This window comes from Siccibacter colletis (assembly GCF_025914095.1).
Lineage (GTDB): Bacteria > Pseudomonadota > Gammaproteobacteria > Enterobacterales > Enterobacteriaceae > Siccibacter > Siccibacter colletis.
The window spans coordinates 1565770-1592184 of record NZ_CP074352.1 but is presented as its reverse complement, the minus strand read 5'-3'; the positions used below and the strand labels follow the sequence as shown (position 1 = coordinate 1592184).

Genomic DNA, 26415 nt, shown 5'->3' with positions numbered 1-26415 from the left:
GCTTCAGCACTGAAGGACTCAGTTCACAGATGAGGCTGAACTTCAGTGCTGAGTACTGATTGCGAACGGACCTGACAGTTAGCCCTCTTTTTTATCACCTGCACCGGCAGTAATTTATTAACTTCAGGAAAAACAATAACATGTCTTTTATTAAGACAATGCGCAAAGGCGTTCCAGGTTTCCGTTTTATCGGCGAGGCGAAGCCCGCTGATGGTATTTTCGACTGCCGCACCCTGCCGACATCCCTGTCTGATGCCGGGTTGAGTACGCGCGCCTCCGGCATTTTATTGACCTTCGTTCCCCCTGAGGCCGATTTCCATCAGGTGAGCCAGGCATGGCAGCGTTTCACCTCGGCGGATTTGACCGTCATCACCCTCTCCTCGAACGGCGCGCTGAGCGCCAGCGGCAGCCACACCACCTACTGTAAGGGTGACGGCCCGGAGGGAAGCTGGCTCTGGCTGCCCGACACCCTGATCGCTGAGCATGAGACACATATCGTCGATCTGCACCTTAACGACACCGCCACGGCAACAGAGCGCGTCAACGCCATTCAGCGTGAGCTGGCAGCGATGCCGCTGCGCATGCCGCTCTCCGCCGATCGTACCTTCGCCATGATCTACTGCGACGGCCTGTCGGCGTCGGAAGGCTTCCTGATGCAGGCCTGGTACAACAGCGGCCCGTTCCCCTGCCTCGCCATTGGCGGCTCTGCGGGCGGCCGCGTCAGCTTTGACGGCACATGGATTGGCGTTGGCGGCCGGGTGTTGCAGGGCAAAGCCGTGATTGTGTTCTGCCGCATGGCTGAGGGTAAGTCATTCGCGCCCTTCAAGAGCCAGAACTTCACGCCGCTGGATAAGAGCTGGCTGATTGCGGAAGCCGATCCCATCACCCGTACCGTGACCTCGGTGTTCAACAGCCAGGGCCAGCAGCAGCCGTTTACCCGGGCGCTGGCTGAACATCTGGGATGCAGTGAGCAGCGGCTCAGCGACGGACTCAAAGGCCTGACGTTTGCGGTAAAGGTGGGTGATGAGTATTTCATTCGCTCGGTAGCGAAAATGGACAGCGGCTGCGTGAGCTTCTTCTGCGATCTTGAATTTGGCGACCGGCTGTTCCTGATGCAGGAAACCGACTTCAAACAGGCCACACGGCAGGACTGGCAGCGATTTACCGCGCTACACGGCAAACCGGCGGCGATCATGATGAATGACTGTATCCTGCGCCGCATGGGTAACGTCGATCAGCTGCATGACGCACACTTTTTTAAAGGTATCCCGGCGGCAGGCTTCTCAAGCTTCGGCGAGATCCTCGGCGTGCCGATCAACCAGACGCTCTCGGCGCTGGTGTTTTTCAATCACGACGTCAAAGCGATGTCGCAGTTCCCGGTGGAGTATGCCAGCTATGCGGCCCACTACGCGCAGCGCGCGCTGCGCCGCTGGGAAGCGCTGAACCGCATACAGACCCGGGTGCTGGATCGCGTCGTGAGCTATCAGGAAGAGTTAGCCCCAGTGGTGAAGGCGCTACCCGCGCTGGAAGCCTCAACCCAGAGCCAGGGAAAAGCGCTCAGCATGGCGGAAAGCAGTATTCGCGCTATCAGCGACATCGCCACCGAAAGCCAGCGGGCGCAGGGTCGTTTAGGGGAAGGACTGGATGACCTGGAGAAAATTTCCAACGGCATCAACGTCATCACCCACGGCATCAGCAATATCGCGTTCCAGACCAATATCCTGGCGCTGAACGCGGCGGTGGAAGCCGCACGCGCGGGTGAAGCGGGACGTGGGTTTGCCGTGGTGGCGCAGGAGGTGCGCCGTCTGGCGCATCTGTCCAAAGAGCAGGCGGAAGCCACCGCCAGCAACATCGACGATGCGGTCAACACCATCTCGCGCATTCGCGGCGTTGCCAGCAACACCGTGGCCACCGCCACCGATATGGCGGAGCGCAGCATCCAGTCCGCCGATGCGATTGCCGAAATGAGCCATCAGACGCGCAACGAGCGCGCCGATATTGTGAAGCAGCTGGACAGCCTGCGCACCCTGACCGCCGGGATGGATGCCATGCAGGAAGCCGTTGCCGAGCTGAAAGTGCTGCAGGTGCTGTCTGCAGGCCGGTAACGTCTGCCTTGTAGGTTACTGCTGGCTTTGTCTGAGGCCAGCAGTAGTTTTAACAACAGATAATCAGGCTCTTTATAAAGTCACTCGGGAATGGAGAAGGCTCGATTTTTATAGTTAGCCCTTATTTAGAAGTCTCTTCGAACAGTTATGCATATTTATCTCAACGCACTAAACATTTCCGAATTATCTATTTAACCCTCACCACGGGATGTAATATTAATTTAATCTATAAGTAAGCAGTTAAAATTAAATTTGGTCAACATTATACCAATCAGGAAAATGATTAAAACAGCATGTAAGTATAATTGCAGCCCAGGACGTTTGAATATATCTAAATCGCTATTCGGTTTTTCAGGTGATTGTTGGCCGTGTCCATTTTTACAGCATGTTTCCCCTGATTTCTTCCCGTCATTGTATACCGCCGCTTTGAGCTCTGGATTATACTCACTTAAGATTATCCGTGCCCTTTTCTGATGAAACTTAATCCAATACCTTGACTTTCTGACAAATAAACATGCAAAAACATTAATAACTATTAAGAGAAAACACAAGCTAACAAATAGACCTGCCGTAATTTCATTATCTTTGGAAAAAATCACCGCAACGACCGCCAATGTAATGGTCAATACAAGACTACTAAACATCAGGCGTTGATTTTCATGCTGAGCTATTCGTTCATATTGTAATTTAAGCAAATCAATATAATGTAACTTTTCATTATCCATTAGCGTCTCCTTTTGAACTGAAAATAGAATTGCGTATTACCTATTTACCTGCAGCATTTAAAAAAACGGGAGCCGCTGGCTCCCGTTTTTATGCAACCCAACATCCGGATTACATATTTTCAATGATAGCGTCGCCAAACTCTGAACATTTCAGCAGCTTAGCGCCATCCATCAGGCGTTCGAAATCGTAGGTCACGGTCTTGTTGTTGATCGCGCCTTCCATCCCTTTAACAATCAGGTCTGCAGCTTCGAACCACTCCATGTGACGCAGCATCATTTCCGCGGAAAGGATGATGGAGCCTGGGTTCACTTTGTCCTGACCGGCGTATTTCGGTGCAGTACCGTGGGTCGCTTCGAACAGGGCGCACTCGTCACCGATGTTCGCGCCCGGTGCGATACCGATGCCGCCAACCTGCGCTGCCAGGGCGTCAGAGATGTAGTCGCCGTTGAGGTTCATACAGGCGATAACGTCATACTCCGCCGGACGCAGCAGGATCTGCTGCAGGAAGGCGTCAGCAATCACGTCTTTTACGACAATCTCTTTCCCGGTGTTCGGGTTTTTGATGGTCATCCACGGGCCGCCGTCGATTAGCTCGCCGCCGAACTCCTCTTTCGCCAGCTGGTAACCCCAGTCTTTGAAAGCGCCTTCGGTGAACTTCATGATGTTGCCTTTGTGAACCAGGGTCACGGAGTCACGGTCGTTGGTGATCGCATACTCGATGGCCGCACGCACCAGGCGTTTGGTACCCTCTTCAGAGCACGGCTTGATGCCGATACCACAGTGTTCCGGGAAGCGGATCTTCTTCACGCCCATTTCGTCGCGCAGGAATTTGATCACTTTCTCCGCCTCGGCAGAGTCGGCTTTCCACTCGATACCGGCGTAGATGTCTTCGGAGTTCTCACGGAAGATAACCATGTCGGTCAGTTCCGGGTGCTTAACCGGGCTTGGGGTGCCCTGGTAGTAACGTACCGGGCGCAGGCAGACGTACAGGTCCAGCTCCTGACGCAGGGCAACGTTCAGCGAACGAATACCGCCGCCGACCGGGGTGGTCAGTGGGCCTTTGATGGCAACGCGGTAGTCGCGGATCAGATCGAGGGTTTCAGCAGGCAGCCAGACGTCCTGGCCGTAAACGTGAGTGGATTTCTCACCGGTGAAAATTTCCATCCAGGAAATCTTACGCTCGCCCTTATAGGCTTTCTCAACGGCGGCATCCACCACTTTCAGCATCGCCGGGGTCACGTCCACGCCGATACCATCACCTTCAATGAAAGGGATAATCGGATTATTCGGAACGTTGAGCTTGCCGTTTTGCAGGGTGATCTTACTACCTTCCGCCGGAACAACTACTTTGCTTTCCATTCACCTCTCCTTCGAGCGCTTCTGATTATGATGCCTGTCATATTCACGCCGTAGATGCTTTGGCCTCTCGGCTACCCCGTACCGGAGCCGGGATTCGTCTCGTGCCGCCGTCCTGCAACGCGAATTATTCAGCGCATATTTTGTTAATGAATTGTAATGAGCCTGTCGATACTACCTTAAACTTTGCAACCATGCCAGGCAGTCGTGATTCCGCTATAATGCGGCAATCCCCACTGACTGAAAATAGTATGCCTGGAACTTCTTTTAGAAATCACCGCGTTAAGCGATTCAGCTCACGACAAGATACCGCCCGCCGCCGCGACACCGGGCCGAAACGGCTGGTGTTGTTCAATAAACCCTACGATGTGCTGCCGCAGTTCACCGACGAGGCCGGGCGCGCCACGCTGAAAGACTACATTCCGGTTTCCGGGGTGTATGCCGCCGGGCGGCTCGACCGCGACAGCGAGGGGCTACTGGTGCTCACTAACGACGGCGCGTTACAGGCGACGCTTACCCAGCCGGGTAAACGCACCGGAAAAATCTACTATGTGCAGGTGGAAGGCGAGCCGACGCCAGAGGCGCTGGCGGCCCTGCGCAGCGGCGTGACGCTCAACGACGGGCCAACGCTGCCGGCCGGGGTGGAGCAGGTGGAAGAGCCTTCATGGCTATGGCCGCGCCATCCGCCGGTGCGCGAGCGCAAATCCATTCCCACCGCCTGGCTCAAAATCACCCTGTACGAGGGGCGCAATCGCCAGGTGCGACGCATGACCGCGCACGTCGGCTTCCCTACCCTGCGCTTGATCCGCTACGCAATGGGGCCTTATACCCTCGACAATCTCGCCAGCGGCGAGTGGCGCGATGTCCCGCTAACCAAGGAGTAATGATGTTTAAGCCGCATGTCACCGTCGCCTGCGTGGTGCACGCTGCCGGGAAATTTCTGGTGGTGGAAGAGACCGTTAACGGCAAAGCGACCTGGAATCAGCCCGCCGGGCATCTGGAAGCGGACGAAACGCTGGTCGAGGCCGCGAGCCGCGAGCTGTATGAAGAGACCGGTATTGTCGCTGTGCCTGACACCTTTGTGCGCATGCACCAGTGGATCGCGCCGGACCGCACGCCGTTCCTGCGCTTTCTGTTCGCCATCGATCTGGATGCCGAGTGCGACACCACGCCTCACGACAGCGATATCGACCGCTGCCTGTGGGTCAGCGCCGACGAGATCCTGAACGCTGGCAACCTGCGCTCGCCGCTGGTGGCGGAGAGCATTCGCTGCTGGCAGGAGGGGACGCGCTATCCGCTGTCGGTCATCGGGGCATTTAACTGGTCCCCGGGTGGGGCATAACATCACGCCTTTACTGATTTGTTTCGCCGCGAAATAATTAACGGCAGCTTAACATGCTGCCGCTCATCGCTCCCCTGAACGCTTTCCTTCCTATCTGTCTCGCTCTCCCGCGCGCCCTGCTACCAGGATGCAAAAACCCCCGTTTTTATGCCAGCCACTGTCCTTTGCATGGAATTAAAGAACAAAAAATAAACGCCGATAGAGCATTGACCAGGAGGCGCTACGTGAAGGGACAGTGATGATAGTTTGTGGTTGATCCTGAGGAGCCGTGATGGCCAGACAATCCGTACAAAAAAAGATGAGTACCCGCACACAGATGCTGCTGACCGGCGCCTTAACCATCACGCTGGGGTTTGTGGTGACCATCGGCGTGCTGAGCTGGCAGTCCAGCAGTGAACAGAAATCGCTGGCAGAAAACTATCTGCAGCAGATAGCCCAGAGCGAGGCGCTGAAGATTCAGCAGGAGTTAAATTACGCGCGCGACGTGGCGCATAACCTCGGCCACAGCCTGGCGGCCCTGCCCCGCGCGGGCGTAACCGACCGTAAGGTCGTGGATACGCTGCTGGAAGGCGCACTGCGCGATAATCCGGATTACCTCTCCGTCTCGGTGATCTTCGAAGAAAATGCCTTTGACGGGCAGGATGCGGCGTTCGACGGGCAGCCAGGCCAGGCACCAAAAGGCCGGTACGCCTTCTTCGTTGACAGCGACAAGGCGGGTAATTATCAGCTTCATCCGCTACTCTCATACACCACGCCAGGCCAGGGCGACTACTACCTCGTGCCGCAAAAAAGCATGAAAGATACGCTGATCGAGCCTTACAGCTACAGCTATAACGGCGTGCCTACCCTGCTCACCTCGGTGGCTGCCCCCATCGTGACCGACAACAAGCTGCAGGCGGTGGTGACCTCTGATATCTCCCTGGCCCTGCTGCAGCAAAAAGTGAACCAGATTAAACCCTGGGAAGGGACTGGCTACGCCATGTTGCTCTCTACTACCGGGAAGGTGATCTCTTACCCGGATAAGTCCCTGACCAGTAAGCCCTTTACTGGGGAGACCGGCGGCTATAGCGCGAACGTCATGGAACAGAACGACCCGATCCTCGGCGAAGAGGCGTTAGTCACCTGGCAACCCATCAGCATTGGTAACAGCACCGACAAATGGTATCTGGGCATCGTGGCCCCGGTCAGTCAGGTCATGGCAGCCGCCAACCGACAGCTGATGAACGCCATTGTGCTGATGGTGGTGAGCATTCTGCTGGTGAGCGCGCTGCTGGGCATCGTCTTTAGCCGCAAAGTGCTGAAACCGCTCGGTGGAGAACCGCTGCACGCCGCGACTATCGCCCTGGCGGTGGCCGACGGCAAGCTGGATAACGCGATTGCGGTTAAATCGGGGGATCGCGGCAGCCTGTTTTATGCGCTTCACACCATGCAGGTGCAGCTGCGCGGGATCGTCGGGCAGATTAAAGAAGCCAGTGACTCCGTGCGCCAGGGGGCAGGCGAGATCGTGAGCGGCAATATCAACCTCTCCTCGCGCACCGAGCAGCAGGCGGCAGCGCTGGAGCAGACCGCGGCCAGCATGGAGCAGATCAGCGCCACCGTGAAGCACAACGCCACCAACGCGCATCATGCGACCGAGCTCACCGCTAACGCCACGCAGATTGCCAGCCGCGGCGAAACGCTGGTCGGCCAGGTGGTGCAGACAATGGCGCAGATTAACGACAGCGCGAAGAAGATCGGTGATATCACCACCATGATCAACAGCATTGCGTTCCAGACCAACATCCTGGCGCTCAACGCCGCGGTGGAAGCGGCACGGGCCGGGGAACAGGGCCGCGGCTTCGCGGTGGTGGCCAGCGAAGTGCGAAGCCTGGCCCAGCGCAGCGCCAATGCGGTGAAAGAGATCGCCGGGTTGATTGAGGAGTCGAGCCAGCGCGTGGAAAACGGCGTGCAGCTGGTGAATGATGCCGGGAAAACCATGCAGGAGATGACGCAGGCGGTAAATTCGGTGCAGACCATTATTGGCGAAATCGTCAGCGCGTCCGATGAGCAGTCGAAGGGCATCAGTCAGGTGACGATTGCCGTCAACGAGATGGATGGTGTTACCCAGCAGAACGCCGCTTTGGTGCAGCAGATGGCCGCCGCCGCCACCTCGCTCGAAGAACAAGCCCAGCAGCTGGCGCAAACCGTCGAGCAGTTCAGCCTCGACGAACGCGCCGCGTAAACCAGTATCGGGGCGCTGCCGCGCTCCGCTCCCCCTGCCCGCCACATACAGACGGGCAGGCCTGTTTTTTGCCGTTCGCGCCTTTTCTGCACGCCGGAGGGAAAACCCGGCGCGCTCGGGGGTGTTTGCGCCGCCAGTGCGTGATAGAATACGCCGCCTTGTTGTTCAATGCGTGAGTATTCCATGTCAGAAAGCCCAAAAAAAGTGATCGTCGGCATGTCCGGCGGTGTCGATTCCTCCGTTTCCGCTTACCTGCTGCAACAGCAGGGTTATAAGGTGGAAGGCCTGTTCATGAAGAACTGGGAAGAGGACGACGGCGAGGAATATTGTACTGCCGCCGAGGATCTTGCCGATGCGCAGGCCGTGTGCGATAAGCTCGGCATTGAACTGCACACCGTCAATTTCGCCGCAGAGTACTGGGATAACGTCTTCGAGCACTTCCTTGAAGAGTACAAAGCCGGCCGTACGCCGAATCCGGATATTCTGTGCAACAAAGAGATCAAATTTAAAGCCTTCCTCGAATTTGCCGCCGAAGATCTCGGTGCCGACTTCATCGCCACCGGGCATTACGTGCGCCGCGCTGACGTCGACGGCAAAAGCCGCCTGCTGCGCGGGCTGGATGGCAATAAAGACCAGAGCTACTTCCTCTATACCCTGAGCCACGAGCAGATTGCCCAGAGCCTGTTCCCGGTGGGCGAGCTGGAAAAACCGGAGGTGCGCCGCATCGCCGAACAGCTCGATCTGGTCACCGCGAAGAAAAAAGATTCCACCGGCATCTGCTTCATTGGCGAGCGCAAATTCCGCGACTTCCTCGGCCGCTACCTTCCTGCCCAGCCGGGTAAAATCATTACCGTCGACGGTGAAACCATCGGCGAGCATCAGGGGCTGATGTACCATACCCTCGGCCAGCGTAAAGGGCTGGGTATCGGCGGCACTAAAGAGGGCAGCGACGATCCGTGGTACGTGGTGGACAAAGACGTTGAGAACAACGTGCTTATCGTCGCGCAGGGTCACGATCATCCGCGTCTGATGTCGGTCGGGCTGATTGCCCAGCAGCTGCACTGGGTGGATCGTGAAAACTGGAAAGCGGAAAAACGCTGCACGGTGAAAACCCGCTATCGCCAGACCGATATTCCCTGCACCGTGATCCCGCTGGGCGACGACCGCATTGAAGTGCGTTTCGACGAGCCGGTTGCCGCGGTGACGCCGGGCCAGTCTGCGGTGTTCTACGACGGTGATGTCTGCCTCGGCGGCGGCATCATCGAGCAGCGTATCGGGCTGCCGGCATAACGGATTCTCTATTTTACCTTTTGGCTCGCCGTCGCCCTGCGACGGTTTACGAGCGCGGTCAGAACAAGGAGTTGGCGTGGCGAAGAACTATTATGACATCACTCTGGCGCTGGCGGGCATCTGCCAGTCGGCCCGTCTGGTGCAGGAGCTGGCGCATCAGGGTCACTGCGATACCGAAGCGCTGCACGTGTCGCTGCAGAGCGTCATCGATCAGAACCCTGACTCCACGCTCGGGGTGTTTGGCGGTCGCGAAGCCAACCTGAAACTGGGTCTGGAGACCCTGCTCGGCGTGCTCAACGCCGGCAACCGCCAGGGGCTGAACGCTGAGCTGACGCGCTATACCCTGAGCCTGATGGTGCTGGAGCGTAAGCTCGCCGGCACCAAGGGTGCTATGGATACCCTCGGCAGCAGCATCAGCGGCCTGCACCGCCAGCTCGACCATTTCGATCTTGAATCTGATACCCTGCTCAGCGCGATGGCCGGTATTTATGTTGACGTCATCAGCCCGCTCGGCCCGCGCATTCAGGTCACCGGCTCACCGGCCGTGCTGCAAAGCCCGCAGGTGCAGGCCAAAGTACGCGCCACGCTGCTGGCCGGTATCCGCGCCGCGGTGCTCTGGCAGCAGGTCGGCGGTGGCCGCTTCCAGCTTATGTTTTCCCGTAGCCGCCTGACCGCTCAGGCAAAAAATATTCTCGCTCATTGTTAACCTCCCGGAGTTGTGACTATGGAATTATCCTCCCTGACCGCCGTTTCCCCTGTCGATGGACGCTACGGCGATAAAGTCAGCCCGCTGCGCGCTATCTTCAGCGAATTTGGCCTGCTGAAATTCCGCGTACAGGTGGAAGTACGCTGGCTGCAAAAGCTGGCCGCGCACGCAGCAATCAAGGAAGTTCCTGCTTTTGCCAAAGAAGCAAACGATTACCTGGATACCATCGTGGCGAACTTCAGTGAAGAAGACGCCGCGCGTATCAAAACCATCGAGCGCACCACCAATCACGACGTTAAAGCGGTGGAGTACTTCCTGAAGGAGAAAGTGGCGGCGGTGCCTGAGCTGCACGCGGTCACCGAGTTTATTCACTTCGCCTGCACCTCCGAAGATATCAACAATCTCTCTCACGCCCTGATGCTGCAGACCGCGCGTACCGACGTGATCCTGCCGTACTGGCGCAAGCTGATTGACGGCGTGAAGGATCTGGCGCACCAGTACCGCGACATCCCGCTGCTCTCGCGCACCCACGGCCAGCCGGCAACCCCGTCTACTATGGGTAAAGAGATGGCGAACGTGGCGTACCGTATGGAGCGCCAGTATCGTCAGCTCGGCCAGGTGGAGATCCTCGGTAAAATCAACGGCGCGGTCGGGAACTATAACGCCCATATGGTCGCCTACCCGGAAATGGACTGGCACCAGTTCAGCGAAGAGTTCGTCACCTCGCTTGGCATCCAGTGGAACCCGTACACCACCCAGATTGAGCCGCACGACTACATTGCCGAGCTGTTTGACTGCATGGCGCGCTTCAACACTATCCTCATTGACTTCGACCGCGACGTCTGGGGTTACATCGCGCTGAACCACTTCAAACAGAAAACCATCGCCGGGGAGATCGGCTCCTCCACCATGCCGCACAAGGTGAACCCGATTGACTTCGAAAACTCCGAAGGCAACCTCGGCCTTGCGAATGCGATGCTGCAACACCTGGCAAGCAAGCTGCCGGTTTCCCGCTGGCAGCGCGACCTGACCGACTCCACGGTGCTGCGTAACCTCGGGGTCGGCGTCGGCTACGCGCTGATCGCCTACCAGTCCACCCTGAAAGGCGTGAGCAAACTGGAAGTGAACCGCGATCGCCTGCTGGACGAGCTGGATCACAACTGGGAAGTGCTGGCTGAGCCGATCCAGACGGTGATGCGTCGCTACGGCATCGAAAAGCCGTACGAGAAGCTGAAAGAGCTGACCCGCGGTAAGCGCGTCGATGCCGACGGCATGAAGCAGTTTATCGACGGTCTGGCGCTGCCGGAGGAGGAGAAAACCCGCCTTAAAGCGATGACCCCGGCAAATTACATCGGTCGTGCCATCCAGATGGTTGACGATCTGAAGTAATGCCCTGCCCCCTTGCCGCCCGGCAAGGGGGTTTCCCCGTCGCACCGTCCCACGGTTTAACTAATGTTTATCCCTTCGCTACCATAATTCGCGTTAAACTATTCAGGCCGTAAATTTATGAAGAGGAAGCGTCATGCGCGTGCTGGTCGTCGAGGATAATGCCCTGCTGCGTCACCATCTGAAGGTGCAACTGCAGGAGCTGGGTCATCAGGTCGATGCGGCCGAAGATGCCAGAGAAGCCGACTACTTCTTAAACGAGCACACCCCCGATATTGCGATTGTTGACCTTGGCCTGCCGGATGAGGATGGCCTGTCGCTGATCCGCCGCTGGCGCAGCCACGATGTGGGTCTGCCGGTGCTGGTGCTTACCGCGCGCGAAGGCTGGCAGGATAAGGTGGAAGTGCTGGGCGCGGGGGCTGATGATTACGTCACCAAGCCGTTCCACATTGAAGAGGTGATGGCGCGGATGCAGGCGCTGATGCGTCGCAACAGCGGCCTGGCCTCGCAGGTGATCTCCCTGCCGCCGTTCCAGGTGGATCTCTCGCGCCGCGAGTTCTCGGTCAATGAAGAGTTGATCAAGCTGACCGCCTTTGAGTACACCATCATCGAAACCCTGATCCGCAACGCCGGAAAAGTGGTGAGCAAGGATTCACTGATGCTGCAGCTCTATCCCGACGCCGAGCTGCGCGAAAGCCATACCATTGACGTACTGATGGGCCGCCTGCGCAAGAAAATCCAGGCGCTGTATCCGGATGAGGTGATCAACACCGTACGCGGTCAGGGCTACCGCTTCGACCTGCCGAAATGAAACGCCTGATGCGCCACTTCTTCCCGCTCTCGCTGCGGGTCCGCTTCCTGCTGGCCACCGCCGCGGTGGTGCTGGTGCTGTCACTGGCCTACGGGCTGGTGGCGCTGGTGGGTTACAGCGTCAGCTTCGACAAAACCACCTTCCGTCTGCTGCGCGGCGAGAGCAATCTCTGGTACACCCTGTCAAGCTGGGAAAATGGCAAAATCAGCGTCGATTTGCCGGAAAACCTCGATCTGCAAAGCCCCACCATCACGCTTATCTATAACGAAAAGGGCCAGCTGATGTGGTCCCAGCGTCAGGTGCCGTGGCTGGTTAAACAGATCCGTCCCGACTGGCTCACCGCCAACGGCTTCCACGAGCTGGAGGCGAAATACACCACCAGCCGCCAGCTCGTGGGCAATAACCACCCGGTGCAGGAGCAGCTGAGCGATTTCCACGAAGAGGACACCGACTACGAGATGACCCACTCGGTCGCGGTGAATCTCTACCCCGCCACACCGCGCATGCCGGCGCTGACCGTGGTGGTGGTGGATACTATCCCGGTCGAGCTGAAACGCTCCTATATGGTGTGGAACTGGTTTATATACGTGCTGATTGCCAACCTGCTGCTGGTCCTGCCTCTGCTGTGGCTGGCGGCCTGGTGGAGCCTGCGCCCCATCGCGGCGCTGGCGCGGGAAGTGCGCGAGCTGGAGGAGCATCACCGCGAACAGCTTAACCCGGCAACGACCCGGGAGCTGACCAGCCTGGTGCGCAACCTCAATCGCCTGCTGAAAAGCGAGCGCGAGCGCTACGACAAATACCGCACCACCCTCACCGACCTGACCCACAGCCTGAAAACGCCGCTGGCGGTGTTGCAGAGTACCCTGCGTTCGATGCGTACCAGCAAGCTGAGCGTTGAGCAGGCCGAACCGGTAATGCTGGAGCAGATAAGCCGTATTTCCCAGCAGATCGGTTACTTCCTCAACCGCGCCAGCATGCGCAGCGGCAGCATGATGCTGAGCCGGGAAGTGCACGCCGTCGGGCCACTGCTCGACAGCCTGACCTCGGCGCTGAACAAGGTATACCAGCGCAAGGGCGTGGACATCACCCTCGACATTTCGCCGGAGATTATTTTCGTCGGTGAGCAGAACGACTTTATGGAAGTGCTGGGTAATGTGCTGGATAACGCCTGTAAATACTGTCTGGAGTTTGTTGAAGTCAGCGCCCGCCCGGATGGCGAAGCGCTGATCCTGATCGTGGAAGACGACGGCCCCGGCATTCCGGAGAGCAAGCGCTCGCTGATCTTCGATCGCGGCCAGCGCGCCGACACCCTGCGCCCCGGCCAGGGCGTGGGTCTGTCGGTGGCGCGCGATATCGTTGCCCAGTACGGCGGGCATATCACCATCGGCGAAAGTCCGCTCGGCGGCGCGCGCATGGAGATCCTGTTTGGCCGCCAGCGTCCGGCCGGGGATGCGCTGTAGTCCTTCCTTGTGCTGTTTTATCCAGCAGGTGCGCCCGTAGCCTGCTTTTTTCCCGCCGCCCGGCACGACAAACGGGGGCGGGAGCGCTAAAATAGTGATTTGTTAGCTAGTTAACCTGCTGCCGGACACCCTCCTATGGATTACCACTTAGATATAAACTGGCCCGATTTTATTGAGCGCTACTGGCAGAAACGCCCGGTGGTGCTTAAACGCGGCTTCAAGAATTTCGTCGATCCGATCTCTCCGGATGAGCTGGCGGGTCTGGCAATGGAAAACGAGGTGGACAGCCGCCTGGTAAGCCATCAGGACGGCAAATGGCAGGTCGGCCACGGCCCGTTTGAGAGCTACGATCACCTGGGTGAGAACAACTGGTCACTGCTGGTGCAGGCGGTGGATCACTGGCATGAGCCGACCGCCGAGCTGATGCGGCCGTTCCGCGCCCTGCCGGACTGGCGCATCGACGATCTGATGATCTCCTTCTCGGTGCCGGGCGGCGGCGTCGGCCCGCATCTGGACCAGTATGACGTGTTTATCATTCAGGGCACCGGCCGTCGCCGCTGGCGCGTGGGGGAAAAGGTGCCGATGAAGCAGCACTGCCCGCACCCGGATCTGCTGCAGGTTGACCCCTTCGACGGCATCATTGACGAAGAAATGGAGCCGGGCGACATCCTCTATATTCCGCCAGGATTCCCGCATGAAGGCTATTCGCTGGAAAACTCGCTCAACTACTCGGTGGGCTTCCGCGCCCCCAGCGGCCGCGAGCTGATCAGCGGCTTTGCCGATTACGTGCTGCAGCGCGAGCTGGGCAGCCATCGCTACGCTGACCCGGACGTGCCGGCGCGTGAGCATCCGGCGGATATCGTGCCCGCCGAGCTGGACAAGCTGCGCGGCATGATGCTGGGCCTGATCAACGATCCGGAGCACTTCAATCAGTGGTTTGGAGAGTTTATCAGCCAGTCGCGTCATGAACTGGACGTGGCGCCGCCGGAGCCGCCGTACCAGCCGGATGAGATCTACGATGCGCTGAAACAGGGCGATTCGCTGGTACGCCTGGGTGGTCTGCGCGTGCTGCGCGTGGGCGATGCGGTGTTCGCTAACGGCGAGAAGATTGAGTCTCCGCACCGTCCGGCGCTGGAAGCGCTGGCCAGCAGCATGACGCTGAGCGGTGACAGCTTCGGCGATGCGCTTGACGATCCGTCGTTCCTCGCCATGCTGGCCGCACTGGTGAACAGCGGCTACTGGTATTTTGCCGACTGAGTGACGAGCATAAAAAAACCGCGCCGGGCGCGGTTTTTTTTGGTCGGCGGGTTTACTGCTCCGCCGTCAGCTCGGCGATACGCACAATTACCTGCACCGCCTTCTCCATCCCCTCCAGCGTCACAAACTCGTGCTTGCCGTGGTAGTTGTAGCCGCCGGTAAAGATGTTCGGGCACGGCAGGCCTTTGAACGAGAGCTGCGCCCCGTCGGTACCGCCGCGGATCGGCTTCATCACCGGCTCAATATCGCAGTCGATCATCGCCTGACGCGCGATATCGATGATGTGCGGGTGCTCAGCCACCTGCTCGCGCATGTTGTAGTAGCTGTCCTCAATCACCAGCTCAATATAGCAGTCCGGGTGCAGCCCTTTGCCAACCTTTTTAGCGATCTCCATCATGGTGCGTTTGCGCGCTTCGAAATTTTCGCGGTCAAAATCGCGAATGATATAGTGCATTTCGGCGCGATCGACGCTGCCTTTGATGCCGTGCAGATGGTAGAAGCCTTCGTAACCTTCGGTGCACTCCGGCGATTCGCTGGCCGGTACTTCGGCGTGGATACGCGCCGCCAGCGACAGGGCATTCACCATCACCCCTTTGGCGCTGCCGGGATGCACGTTGTTGCCGACGATTTTGATGGTCACCGACGCGGCGTTGAAGTTTTCAAACTCCAGCTCGCCGACGCCACCGCCGTCCACGGTATAAGCCCACTCGGCGTTAAACGCGCCAACGTCAAAGTGCAGCGCCCCTTTGCCGACTTCTTCATCCGGGGTAAAGGCGACGCGAATATCACCGTGGGGAATGTTTTCCTGTTTCATCACCGCCAGCGCGGTCATGATTTCCGCGACCCCCGCTTTATCATCAGCCCCGAGCAGGGTTTTGCCGTCGGTGGTGATCAGCGTCTGCCCGGTCAACTGGTGCAGCACCGGGAACATCACCGGGGATAACACCTCGTCGCCCATGCCCAGCGCGATATCACCGCCGCGATAGTTTTCAACAATTTGCGGATTGACGTTTTTACCGGTGAAGTCCGGCGCGGTATCCACATGGGAGATAAAGCCGATCGTCGGTACCGGTTTGGCGATATTGGACGGCAGCGTGCCCATCACCGTGCCGTGCTCGCTCAGGGTAACGTCCACCAGCCCCAGCTCAGTCAGCTGAGACTGCAGCAGGCGCAGCAGCTTCCATTGCCCTTCGGTGCTCGGCACCTGTTTCACGCCCGGTCTCGACTGGGTATCCAGCGAGACATAGGTTAAGAATCGCTCTAATAATTTATCCATACCGTCACCCCTGTTAATGTCACAACATTATCAATATGTTGTCTGAATCAAATATTGCGTCAGGTCACTTTACGTCGGCGCATGGATGAAATAAACCTGCCAGAAAATGACATAACGCCGGTCCCGAGCCGATCGCGTGCAGTGATAACCGTAGCGCATGAATAAATGGTTACAAGCATTGGCGATTTTGGCGCTTTGCCGTAGAATGCCTGCCCTTAATCAATGTGCCAGACCCAAAGGTGGTTCATCACAAACCCCGCATCCGATAAGCCATCCGATGCGTCAGTTACGGGACAGAGTAAAAAATTGAATACACAACCGCGTTCGCTTTCACCGCTGGTGCAACTGGCGGGGATCGGTAAAAGTTTTGATGGCAAAACGGTGATTTCCGATTTATCCCTGACCATCAATAACGGCGAATTCCTTACCCTTCTCGGCCCCTCCGGCTGCGGCAAAACCACGGTATTACGCCTGATTGCCGGTCTTGAGAATGTTGATACCGGCACGATCCACCTTGATAGCCAGGATATCACCGACGTTCCCGCCGAACATCGCCACGTCAACACGGTCTTCCAGAGCTACGCCCTGTTCCCGCACATGACGGTTTTTGAAAACGTCGCCTTCGGCCTGCGCATGCAGAAAACGCCGGCGGCAGAGATCGCCCCGCGTGTCACCGATGCCTTAAGAATGGTGCAGCTTGAAGAATTTGCCCAGCGCAAACCGCATCAGCTCTCCGGCGGGCAGCAGCAGCGCGTGGCGATTGCCCGCGCGGTGGTCAACAAGCCGCGCCTGTTGTTGCTGGATGAATCCCTGTCCGCGCTCGACTACAAGCTGCGTAAGCAGATGCAGAACGAGCTGAAAGCGCTGCAGCGCAAGCTCGGTATCACCTTCGTGTTTGTTACTCACGATCAGGAAGAAGCGCTGACCATGTCTGACCGCATCGTGGTGATGCGTAACGGGCGCATTGAGCAGGATGGCACCCCGCGTGAAATTTACGAGGAGCCGGAAAACCTGTTCGTGGCAAGCTTCATCGGCGAGATCAATATTTTCGACGCGACCGTGATTGAGCGTATCGACGCCGAGCGGGTGCGGGCCAACGTCGAAGGGCGCGAGTGCAATATCTACGTCAACTTCCCGGTGGAAGCGGGCCAGCAGCTGAAGGTGCTGCTGCGTCCGGAAGATCTGCGCGTGGAGGAGATCAACGACGTGCGCGATGTCGAAGGACTGATTGGTTACGTGCGCGAGCGCAACTATAAAGGCATGACGCTGGAGTCGGTGGTCGAGCTGGAAAACGGCAAGATGGTGATGGTCAGCGAGTTCTTTAACGAAGACGATCCTGACTTTGACCACTCGCTGGACCAGAAAATGGCGGTTACCTGGGTTGAGAGCTGGGAGGTGGTGCTCACCGATGAAGAGCTCGCGTAAATTTCAGAACCTGGTGATCGCCACCATCGTCGGCTGGCTGGTGCTGTTCGTCTTTCTGCCGAACCTGATGATCATCGGCACCAGCTTCCTCACCCGCGACGACGCGAACTTTGTCAGCCTGGTGTTTACCCTGGAGAACTACGCGCGTCTGCTTGACCCGCTCTACTTCCAGGTGCTGCTGCACTCGCTCAACATGGCGCTGATCGCCACCCTCGCCTGCCTGGCGCTGGGCTATCCGTTCGCCTGGTTCCTGGCGCGGTTACCGCAGAAGGTGCGCCCGCTGTTGCTGTTCCTGCTGATTGTGCCGTTCTGGACCAACTCGCTGATCCGCATCTACGGGCTGAAGATCTTTCTCAGCACCAAAGGGTACATGAACGAGTTTCTGCTCTGGACCGGGCTTATCGACACGCCGATCCGCATCATGTATACCCCGTCGGCGGTGATTATCGGGCTGGTCTATATTCTGCTGCCGTTTATGGTGATGCCGCTCTACTCCAGCATTGAGAAGCTTGATAAACCGCTGCTGGAAGCGGCGCGGGACCTGGGTGCCAGCAAGCTGCAGACGTTTATCCGCATCATTATTCCGCTTACCATGCCGGGCATTATCGCCGGCTGTCTGCTGGTGATGCTCCCGGCGATGGGGCTGTTCTTTGTCTCCGACCTGATGGGCGGCGCGAAAAATCTGCTGATCGGCAACGTCATCAAGAGCCAGTTCCTGAATATTCGCGACTGGCCGTTCGGCTCTGCCACCAGCATCACGCTGACGCTGGTGATGGGCCTGATGCTGCTGGTGTACTGGCGCGCCGCGCGGCTACTTAACAAGAAGGTGGAGCTGGAATGATCGGGCGGCTTCTTCGCGGCGGCTTTATGACCGCCATCTACGCTTACCTGTACATCCCAATCATTATTCTGATTGTGAACTCGTTCAACGGCTCGCGCTTCGGCATTAACTGGCAGGGCTTTACCACCAAATGGTACAGCCTGCTGATGAACAACGACAGCCTGCTGCAGGCCGCGCGCCACTCGCTGACCATGGCGGTATTCTCGGCGACGTTCGCCACGCTGATTGGCTCGCTCACGGCGGTGGCGCTCTACCGTTACCGCTTCCGCGGCAAGCCGTTTGTCAGCGGGATGCTGTTCGTGGTGATGATGTCGCCGGACATCGTGATGGCCATCTCGCTGCTGGTGCTGTTTATGCTGCTCGGGATTCAGCTCGGCTTCTGGTCGCTGCTGTTCTCGCACATCACGTTCTGCCTGCCGTTTGTGGTGGTCACCGTTTACTCGAGGCTGAAAGGGTTTGACGTGCGCATGCTGGAAGCGGCAAAGGATCTGGGTGCCAGCGAAATCACCATTCTGCGCAAAATCATTCTGCCGCTCGCCATGCCGGCGGTGGCGGCCGGCTGGGTGCTGAGCTTTACCCTGTCGATGGACGACGTGGTGGTCTCGTCGTTTGTTACCGGGCCGAGCTATGAAATTCTGCCGTTGAAGATCTACTCGATGGTGAAAGTCGGCGTCTCGCCTGAGGTGAACGCGCTGGCAACCATTCTGCTGCTTCTCTCGCTGGTTCTGGTGCTTGCCAGCCAGCTTATCCTTCGCGATAACACCAAAACTCAGGGGACGTTTAAATGAAAAAATGGTCACGCCACCTGCTTGCTGCCGGCGCGCTGGCGCTGGGCGTCAGCGCAGCACATGCCGACGACGGCAAAACCCTCTACTTCTACAACTGGACCGAGTATGTGCCGCCGGGCCTGCTGGAGCAGTTCACCAAAGAGACCGGCATCAAGGTGATCTATTCGACCTACGAGTCGAATGAAACCATGTACGCCAAGCTGAAAACCTACAAGGAAGGCGCGTACGATCTGGTGGTGCCGTCCACCTACTTTGTCGACAAGATGCGCAAAGAGGGGATGATTCAGAAGATCGATAAGCGCACGCTGACCAACTTCCACAATCTCGACCCGGCGATGCTCAACAAGCCGTTCGACCCGAACAATGACTATTCCATCCCGTACATCTGGGGTGCGACCGCCATCGGCGTTAACAGCGAAGAGATCGATCCGAAAACCATCACCAGCTGGGCTGACCTGTGGAAGCCGGATTACAAAAGCAGCCTGCTGCTGACCGACGATGCGCGCGAAGTATTCCAGATGGCGCTGCGCAAGCTCGGCTACTCCGGTAACACCACCGATGCGAAAGAGATCGAGGCGGCGTATCACGAGCTGCAAAAGCTGATGCCAAACGTGGCGGCCTTCAACTCCGATAACCCGGCTAACCCGTATATGGAAGGTGAAGTGAATCTGGGTATGGTGTGGAACGGTTCGGCGTGGGTGGCCCGTCAGGCCGGAACCCCGCTTGAGGTGGTCTGGCCGAAAGAAGGCGGTATCTTCTGGATGGACAGCCTGTCGATCCCGGCCAACGCGAAAAACGTGGACGGCGCGCTGAAGCTGATCAACTTCCTGCTGCGCCCGGACGTGGCAAAACAGGTCGCGGAAACCATCGGCTACCCGACGCCCAACCTCGAAGCGCGCAAGCTGTTAAGCCCGGACGTCGCCAACGATAAGTCGCTCTACCCGGATGCGGCAACTATCGAGAAAGGCGAGTGGCAGAACGACGTCGGCGACGCCAGCGCGATCTATGAGTCGTACTACCAGAAATTGAAAGCGGGACGTTAAAACCCCAGCGGCGGGTGAGCACGCTTGCCCGCCCTGGGGTTTAACTGATGTAACAGAACGGCGGGCATCCGCCGTTTGCTGTTTATGGTGTCGCTGTCAGGATTTGCCCCCTTCCCTCACCCTGCTCCCTCAGTAATGCCTTTCGTCAAATTCACCTGGTAGTTTTTAGGCCTGATATACCTTGCCTGAGTTATACGCATGCGTTAGCCCAGAAATAAATGTTATAACCCGTTGCACAAGGCATTTATGTGTAATCGGAGCATTACAAGCTCGGGTATTTCCCGTCTTCATCAACCAAAAAATTTGCGACAGATACCAGGTATTACTGTCTCTGAACAACTGATATTCATAAACCGGTGAGTAATATTGTTGTGATAATCTGGTCGTCACCACAGCATTATCGCCGGTGATTTTTGTCGACAGGATCTTTTCCTGCTCAGGGTCATGAGAGGACTCTGAGCCAAATGCAACGGGTTCGCCTTTAAAATCTGGTGCAGTGTATTTTTTCAGCAGTTCATTCCAGCTCTTCTGCGCAAGCTGCATAATATCTTTCGCGTCGTGAGTCTGGCTTTGCTGGAAAGTCTGGTCATTCCAGATTTTATAATCATGCTGGAAGGCTATCACGACCTGTTCCGGTGTGTTTGCCATTATCTCTCCCGCCCTGAATAAACTCACGCTTAACAGAATTAATTGAATCAATACTCGCTGCACAGTTCACTCACTTACCGGTAATATTTTTTTTAGTTTCCCCGGGTGGTGTGCTGAAGTCAACGAACCAGTCGCCATAGCCAACCAAAGAAATGTTCATTTGCGGATAATGGCAGATAGCGTTGTGAAACAGGGCAGTATCTTCAGAATGACCACTTACCCTGATTTGTAGATATTAGCGTTCCAGTAACCATGACCCTGCTGACGACAGGCTTTCCAGCCCAACGCTATAAGCTGCTTTGCAATCAGTCGATTCATCACCCCGTGCCCCATCAGCAGCACGGGCCCTTTTGATAGCTTTGCGGATGTTACGAGAATATCCGCAGCCTGAACGGCGCGTTGTTTCGCTATTCCCAGGGGCTCGGCATTACGGGAAAAGCCACAAAGCCACATAATGCGGAAAAAAGCAGCCCAGAGCGTGGGGGATAATTTTATACCGGGCAGGTGGAATATCGGCAGGCCCGCTTCTCTGAAAACGTCATCAATAAGGTCAGGCTTACGCCCTAATGCGTTCAGGGAAGAGAGTGCTCTGGGGAGCGGGCTACTGATAATATTTAATGCGCTTGAAGCTAATAATCTACTGGCCTCGGATGGCATATCGCCGCCGGTATCCGAGCGATCGTATTGTGCGATCCAATCGGCCATTTCACGACAGCTTACTCTCGCCGATTTGCTAAAGGCGGGCTTTCCATGACGCATCAAAATAATTTCCATACTGCACTTCTTTCTGTGTAATCCTCAAGATGCAGGGAGACTAACGTAAATACGGCAAAGTGTTCTACCACCAGATTTAGAGCAGCCTGTTACCTTTTACCGAAAAATGTATCTTCACCCCGGAGAGTCTGATTACTTTTCAGCCGGTGAAGCGGAGTGTGTTTTTATGGCACGCACATTTAATGTCGGCGTGGCTATATGCGCAGATCCAGGACAGCCGATGCATGCAGAACGAACGGTGCACAGGGGGGCTGAAATTTACCTTAATTCAGTGTTGAGCGCAGGTGGCTATGAGCAAGATACCGGCCTGCTGAAAAGTTATGCCGAACGCTACAGAATGCCTGTGCTGATGGCTAATTACTGTGGCCCGTCGGGTGGCTGGAAACCGGTCGGCAAAAGCGCCGCATGGAATGCACAAGGTGAACTTATTGGTCAGGCTCCAGAAGATCGCGCCGCCCTGGTCATCATGAAGCTCCAGGATCAGAAGTGCTCCGGACAGGTGATCTGTCTCAGTGAGCAAGAAAGCTGATCATATTTCTTCCATGCTCGCCAGGGATAGCCTGTAATTCAGCGCTGCTATACACGGTAAAGGCATCACGGGCGCTGTGATTTTATAGTACGAGGAATTAATGTCCGCTTATTCGCTCAAAGCGGACATTAACACTTGATATTCAGTACCTGGGCCACTGCTCCGCATAGAAAGGGGGTGAATGCCTGCTTTGTGCCTGAAGGGGGTTTTCGGCAAAAATAGCATTCACTTTGATAAGCAACTTATTTTGAGTGAAATGAAAGCAATTCTTTAAGTTACCTGACCATAATACCAGCGTTCTCCCTTAAACCATTCATCCTGGTCCTCGCTTCCATAATATTCGAGTGTGACACCTATTTCCTGTACGTTAGCTGGCAGAACGAGTCCCCATTCAGTAGCAAGGCTACGATCTTTGATCAAAGCAGAAGCACCACTTTCAGAACGATCTTCAGTTATGAAGCCTTGATAATATTCTTCGGAGCGATAAAGACAGACCTCACTTGTAAACATATCCGGAAGACATACAACAGCGGTAATCCGCAGGCTGTAATTGATTCCAGCAGTGGCCGTTATAAGGTTTGAACATGCATTAATTAAAGCTTGCGCACAAGTTGCTTTGGTTTCAATCGTGCTGTATTTCCCCTCAACGAGATTGATATCCACAGGAATTTTGAAATTCCAGTAATGCTCATCTTCTGAAAAAATACTACGTCCAGGGCTGTGAAAGGTATCAGCCCAACGGTTAAGCGCTTTTATACGTCGCGGAATATTTCTGACTTTAGTTCGATGATCTCTGTTAAGTCGCCTACTCATGAAAATTTACCTATTAGTTGCTCAAGCAGTTCATGTTGTCCCCCTACATAAGAACATTCTATCCTGAATTATTCAGCTTATAGTTACGTCTGTAATTTAACGCCGCGCAATCCGCTTACGAGAAATTATGTCCCCTCCTCGCTCAAAGCTGACATTAACACATCATAATTCAGCACCCGGGCCACTCGCCCGATGATGCTCCACATAAAAAGCACTGCCAGCGTAAACGTATTAATCAACAATAAAAAGCGTCGCACCAGTAGTTGTTCTGGACTGATGTTGTTCCGCATTATCGCCAACCTGGTAACTCATTCCCGCCTTTAACACAAATTCTCGTCCATCTTCGAGCACTGTTTCTAACTCCCCTTCCATACAAAAAAGGATATGCCCTTTTTGACACCAGTGGTCCGCAAGGTAGCCAGGCGTATACTCAACCATGCGTACACGGATTTGATTAGGCTTGTTACCAAAGAACTGTGTACGCCAGTAAGCGACGCCTGTTTCGCCTGGATGCTCGGTTCTTTTGACGTCATTCCAGTTCGTGGTGCCAAAAGCAAATGCGTCCATCTTCATTCTGTTACTCTCCGTGGGGATAAGACTTGTGACGTTCAGATATGAACGATTCGCGATTTGTATAATGTGTTACTGATGTGAATTGAGAATAACTGCTGATTAACGACTGTTAAAGCTATTCGTACCGGTAAACGTAGACCGCTAATATGACCACCGCTCAAAGCAGACATAAACACCTTCGTAATTCAGCCCGTGGAGCACCCCCTGCCTGATAACGCATCGCATAAAAATGAAGGTTAAATGTCTGCTTTGTACCAGAATCGGACAATACACAGGCCAATGTCATTCAATCGGGAGCAGGTCAGTATTTTAGCTGTACCCGCATCATTTTGTTGCGGAACTTTTCCTGAGGCAAACCCACATAAACTCACTTAATGAGGTTTCAGGAAAAAAGAAGGTCATAATGCAAGTAAATCGCTCAGGTGCATTAACGCACCACGCTCTGGCCGAAGCTGGTCAACCGTCATCTTCAGAAACCGTCTCCCTGAAAGGGCCTTTAAGCGGCCTGCACACTGGCGCTTCAGCTGTGCGAAGTTCTGAAGCCCCTGAAAACCTGAAAAAAGGATTACTGGGGATGGGACAGGTTGCCCTTTTAAAAGGCAACAACACAAAGATGGAAACCGGAGGATGTGGTCCCTGTATTGGAGTGGGCATCACTTACCGATCAAACAACGGGGAAGTCAGTGGATTACTTGCCCATCTTCAGCCCGAGGCCGACATCAGCGATTTTGCCTCTAATGTTCGGCATGCATTTGATGACCACTTTGAATCTGAAATGAAGCTCACTCTTGCCACTACGCTTGATCAAGATAAAAACGTCGCGAGTGACCAGCAGCTCAGGCTGGAAAAACTTCAAAATAGTCTTAAATCCCAGTATGACTTTCTTGATCTTGATGAAGAGAACATACATGTATCCACATCCCATTCATCACTGTCTGTAGATGCAGCTAAACAGGAAATCAGGCTCGGGCAAGATACAGATAATGATTTTAGTAAAGATGACATGGACTATATGCAACATCACATGCTTAACGACAGCAGTTCCTTGCGCTACTTTAGCTAGTTTGTAGTGGTCAGGTAAAACTGGCCACTGCTTCCGGGACATGCTGAACGATGCGATGGAATAATTTGCCAGGAGAGGAACGAGGCAAGCAAAAGCAGATAAAATTACTTAATTCTCTGGAAATAATAACGTCAGCTTTTCGCTCAAGCCGGTTAGCTTGTCCGCTCTGTGCCAAGAGCGGAAGTTGTGAACACCACGATGCGTTAGACCCGATTTGCCAAAAGTGGATGGTCCAGTGTTGCGGAATGTTTGTAATAAAAAAGGACGCCATAATGGCGTCCTTTTTATTATAAACCAAACTTTTTCATTCTTATTTCGTTCAATTTACTTTCAGAAGCAATTCTAATTAATGCATTACGTGCCTTACTGGCAATTGATTCCATTTTTTCGCTTCCATTGCTAAACCCACCAAATTTCAGACAAGTCGAAACATGAGCAGTTAAATGTGGGCCATTTATATTCTTAAAATAGTTATAGTAATCATCTTCAGTTGCCTCAGAAAGCACTTCCTCATCCTCATTCCCCCAACCATTTTTCCCTGAGATTCGAATAAGAACATCCTCTATAGTCTTCTTAGGTTTTTCGTCACTATAAACCACTTTGAATTTCTCAAGAATCTCAGCATCATTGATATTCCTTACGAAATTATAGTTGACGGGGTTAAATAATTCCACATTAGCCTTTCTTGCCTCAATATAATAATTAATAAGACTTGATGCTTTATCATTTTCATCCAATGCCCTTAAGGCTTGTACCAAAACATCCAAATCACTAGGATGTAAATGGGGCATACTCTGTAAAAAACTATCATATAATTGGTTAACAACCAATTGCTGATTATCACCAAAACTATCATGAAAAGTATCCCACGCTCTATGGTAACTATTGTTTTTCTTATTGGCGATTAATTTATCATTTGATTCCAATATGACGGAAAGAAAAGCATCTCTATCCACATAACCGCTACGTACTAGTTTCGATATCATCTTATCCAACTCATCAAAATCATTAAAACCATAATTGAGGAGTAGATTTTTCCACAATTTCTCTTGATCCGTTAGATTTTTAGAATCCATGTAAGCTTTACTGCCATCTGTTTCTATAAAATCTAACGTGGGTATATCTGCATCATGTGATGAACAATAGTATGCCCAACTAAACAATGCAGTAGTATGTAATAAATGGCTTATAAGCTCAGGCTCAACATCCTCGAATAGATTAATAGCAAGTTCAATGTATCTTTCTATTTTTGTGAGCACTCTAATATTTTTAACACCCAATGATATTGTAAACTTTGATAGTTCGTCATGGAACTTCTTAGAACTATTGTAGACTATTTGAGCACTTTCTTCAGGAGTAGGAGAAAATTCCAATTCAACATCAATTACTTTTTCTTTGTATTTTTCATAATCACTTGTCTCATCGGTTCCGGCATTTAGTAGCAATACAACCTTGCATTTCTTTTTTTCTTTCAACAACGAGACCAGACCCAATACATCTTTAAGATCGAGCCCCTTCCCCCTTCTTTCTAAATCATCTATACAAATAAGCGCATCCGTAATTGACATGAATGAAAAAGCTTCAATAGCTGGTGCTGCCGATTTGATGAAAGGCATATCTTTAAGTTTACTCCAAGAACCGCGCCCTAATATCTCAAGCATGCCAAAAGTATTGGTTCTTAAACTTTCTAAATTTGGTTCATGTCCTATTGAATCTTGTTGAATAGAGTTTTCAAATATAGTATATTTTAATTTATCCAATGAGGAAATCCCAAATAAAGAGGCATAAGAATATCTTTTCCCAGAAATCATATTTCCCTTTTTTGCTTCTAATAAAAGTGCTTCCCATCCAAAAGTCTTACCAACTCCCCATTCACCTTTGATAGCGATAACAGAAGGAGATGATTGAGAGATGAATTTTAAAACTTGTTCTCTAATAACTTTTAATGACATACGTAATTCCTTTCGAAAAAAAGTTAACGC

The 26415-nt window shown here is 54.4% G+C and carries 24 protein-coding genes; 16 read left to right on the top strand and 8 right to left on the bottom strand.

Annotated elements, in window-relative coordinates; translation table 11 throughout:
- Positions 1–140: 140 nt before the first annotated feature.
- Positions 141–2105 (top strand): methyl-accepting chemotaxis protein, encoded by a 1965-nt coding sequence (locus KFZ77_RS07600; protein WP_264385884.1) that lies wholly within the window; start codon positions 141–143, stop codon positions 2103–2105.
- Positions 2106–2326: 221 nt separating this feature from the next.
- Here the strand turns inward: KFZ77_RS07600 and KFZ77_RS07595 are convergent, their stop codons facing one another.
- Together KFZ77_RS07595 and icd are read right to left on the bottom strand one after the other, a co-directional pair.
- On the bottom strand, positions 2327–2830 hold the full coding sequence (locus KFZ77_RS07595; protein WP_264385883.1) for a hypothetical protein: 504 nt from the start codon (positions 2828–2830) through the stop codon (positions 2327–2329).
- A 109-nt stretch (positions 2831–2939) separates the two neighbouring features.
- Positions 2940–4190, bottom strand: coding sequence for an NADP-dependent isocitrate dehydrogenase (gene icd / locus KFZ77_RS07590; RefSeq protein WP_031519918.1), 1251 nt, complete (start codon positions 4188–4190; stop codon positions 2940–2942).
- 218 nt (positions 4191–4408) lie between these two features.
- Between icd and rluE the strand changes: the two genes are divergently transcribed.
- From rluE to KFZ77_RS07545, 9 genes are all read left to right on the top strand, one after another.
- Positions 4409–5071: a 23S rRNA pseudouridine(2457) synthase RluE gene (rluE, locus tag KFZ77_RS07585; protein ID WP_264385882.1), complete on the top strand. Its 663-nt coding sequence runs from the start codon at positions 4409–4411 to the stop codon at positions 5069–5071.
- Positions 5072–5073: 2 nt separating this feature from the next.
- Entirely contained in the window at positions 5074–5529 is a 456-nt protein-coding gene (locus KFZ77_RS07580; protein ID WP_031519922.1) for an NUDIX domain-containing protein, read from the top strand.
- 271 nt (positions 5530–5800) lie between these two features.
- The gene (locus KFZ77_RS07575; protein ID WP_264385881.1) at positions 5801–7750 is read left to right on the top strand and encodes a methyl-accepting chemotaxis protein; all 1950 of its coding nucleotides are present in this window, start codon (positions 5801–5803) and stop codon (positions 7748–7750) included.
- A 168-nt stretch (positions 7751–7918) separates the two neighbouring features.
- The gene (gene mnmA / locus KFZ77_RS07570) at positions 7919–9040 is read left to right on the top strand and encodes a tRNA 2-thiouridine(34) synthase MnmA (RefSeq protein ID WP_264385880.1); all 1122 of its coding nucleotides are present in this window, start codon (positions 7919–7921) and stop codon (positions 9038–9040) included.
- A 76-nt stretch (positions 9041–9116) separates the two neighbouring features.
- The gene (gene hflD, locus KFZ77_RS07565; RefSeq protein ID WP_031519927.1) at positions 9117–9746 is read left to right on the top strand and encodes a high frequency lysogenization protein HflD; all 630 of its coding nucleotides are present in this window, start codon (positions 9117–9119) and stop codon (positions 9744–9746) included.
- Between the two features lie 18 nt (positions 9747–9764).
- Positions 9765–11135: an adenylosuccinate lyase gene (gene purB, locus KFZ77_RS07560; RefSeq protein ID WP_264385879.1), complete on the top strand. Its 1371-nt coding sequence runs from the start codon at positions 9765–9767 to the stop codon at positions 11133–11135.
- Positions 11136–11268: 133 nt separating this feature from the next.
- On the top strand, positions 11269–11943 hold the full coding sequence (gene phoP, locus KFZ77_RS07555; protein WP_031519931.1) for a two-component system response regulator PhoP: 675 nt from the start codon (positions 11269–11271) through the stop codon (positions 11941–11943).
- A complete protein-coding gene (gene phoQ, locus KFZ77_RS07550) occupies positions 11940–13403 on the top strand; it encodes a two-component system sensor histidine kinase PhoQ (RefSeq protein WP_031519933.1) in 1464 nt (487 codons plus the stop codon). Before phoP ends, phoQ begins: the two co-directional genes overlap by 4 nt.
- 135 nt (positions 13404–13538) lie before the next feature.
- Positions 13539–14660, top strand: a complete 1122-nt coding sequence (locus KFZ77_RS07545) for a ribosomal protein uL16 3-hydroxylase (protein ID WP_031519935.1) — start codon at positions 13539–13541, stop codon at positions 14658–14660.
- A gap of 52 nt (positions 14661–14712) precedes the next feature.
- On the opposite strand, the gene pepT is transcribed toward KFZ77_RS07545, so the two are convergent.
- Positions 14713–15936: a peptidase T gene (gene pepT, locus KFZ77_RS07540; RefSeq protein ID WP_031519936.1), complete on the bottom strand. Its 1224-nt coding sequence runs from the start codon at positions 15934–15936 to the stop codon at positions 14713–14715.
- A gap of 246 nt (positions 15937–16182) precedes the next feature.
- Between pepT and potA the strand changes: the two genes are divergently transcribed.
- The 4 genes from potA to potD are packed head-to-tail and all read left to right on the top strand — an operon-like array spanning position 16183 to position 20033.
- Complete coding sequence (gene potA, locus KFZ77_RS07535) at positions 16183–17361, top strand: spermidine/putrescine ABC transporter ATP-binding protein PotA (RefSeq protein ID WP_152548357.1); 1179 nt, start codon at positions 16183–16185, stop codon at positions 17359–17361.
- Positions 17345–18202 carry a spermidine/putrescine ABC transporter permease PotB gene (gene potB, locus KFZ77_RS07530; protein ID WP_031519940.1) on the top strand — a complete coding sequence of 286 codons (858 nt, stop codon included), beginning with the start codon at positions 17345–17347 and terminating at the stop codon, positions 18200–18202. The genes potA and potB overlap by 17 nt, the downstream gene beginning before the upstream one ends.
- Entirely contained in the window at positions 18199–18990 is a 792-nt protein-coding gene (potC, locus tag KFZ77_RS07525; protein WP_031519941.1) for a spermidine/putrescine ABC transporter permease PotC, read from the top strand. The genes potB and potC overlap by 4 nt, the downstream gene beginning before the upstream one ends.
- A complete protein-coding gene (gene potD, locus KFZ77_RS07520) occupies positions 18987–20033 on the top strand; it encodes a spermidine/putrescine ABC transporter substrate-binding protein PotD (RefSeq protein WP_264385878.1) in 1047 nt (348 codons plus the stop codon). The genes potC and potD overlap by 4 nt, the downstream gene beginning before the upstream one ends.
- A 165-nt stretch (positions 20034–20198) precedes the next feature.
- Here the strand turns inward: potD and KFZ77_RS07515 are convergent, their stop codons facing one another.
- On the bottom strand, positions 20199–20681 hold the full coding sequence (locus tag KFZ77_RS07515; protein ID WP_264385877.1) for a hypothetical protein: 483 nt from the start codon (positions 20679–20681) through the stop codon (positions 20199–20201).
- 216 nt (positions 20682–20897) lie between these two features.
- Positions 20898–21455, bottom strand: coding sequence for a histidine phosphatase family protein (locus KFZ77_RS07510; RefSeq protein WP_264385876.1), 558 nt, complete (start codon positions 21453–21455; stop codon positions 20898–20900).
- Between the two features lie 49 nt (positions 21456–21504).
- Between KFZ77_RS07510 and KFZ77_RS07505 the strand changes: the two genes are divergently transcribed.
- Positions 21505–21984, top strand: coding sequence for a carbon-nitrogen hydrolase family protein (locus tag KFZ77_RS07505; protein ID WP_264386159.1), 480 nt, complete (start codon positions 21505–21507; stop codon positions 21982–21984).
- Between the two features lie 270 nt (positions 21985–22254).
- Here the strand turns inward: KFZ77_RS07505 and KFZ77_RS07500 are convergent, their stop codons facing one another.
- Entirely contained in the window at positions 22255–22797 is a 543-nt protein-coding gene (locus KFZ77_RS07500) for a DUF3916 domain-containing protein (protein ID WP_264385875.1), read from the bottom strand.
- A gap of 231 nt (positions 22798–23028) precedes the next feature.
- Entirely contained in the window at positions 23029–23370 is a 342-nt protein-coding gene (locus KFZ77_RS07495; RefSeq protein WP_264385874.1) for a DHCW motif cupin fold protein, read from the bottom strand.
- 403 nt (positions 23371–23773) lie between these two features.
- Here KFZ77_RS07495 and KFZ77_RS07490 point away from each other — a divergent pair, with 403 nt between their 5' ends.
- Complete coding sequence (locus tag KFZ77_RS07490) at positions 23774–24433, top strand: hypothetical protein (protein WP_264385873.1); 660 nt, start codon at positions 23774–23776, stop codon at positions 24431–24433.
- 287 nt (positions 24434–24720) lie between these two features.
- Here the strand turns inward: KFZ77_RS07490 and KFZ77_RS07485 are convergent, their stop codons facing one another.
- Positions 24721–26385 carry a hypothetical protein gene (locus tag KFZ77_RS07485; RefSeq protein ID WP_264385872.1) on the bottom strand — a complete coding sequence of 555 codons (1665 nt, stop codon included), beginning with the start codon at positions 26383–26385 and terminating at the stop codon, positions 24721–24723.
- Positions 26386–26415: the final 30 nt, after the last annotated feature.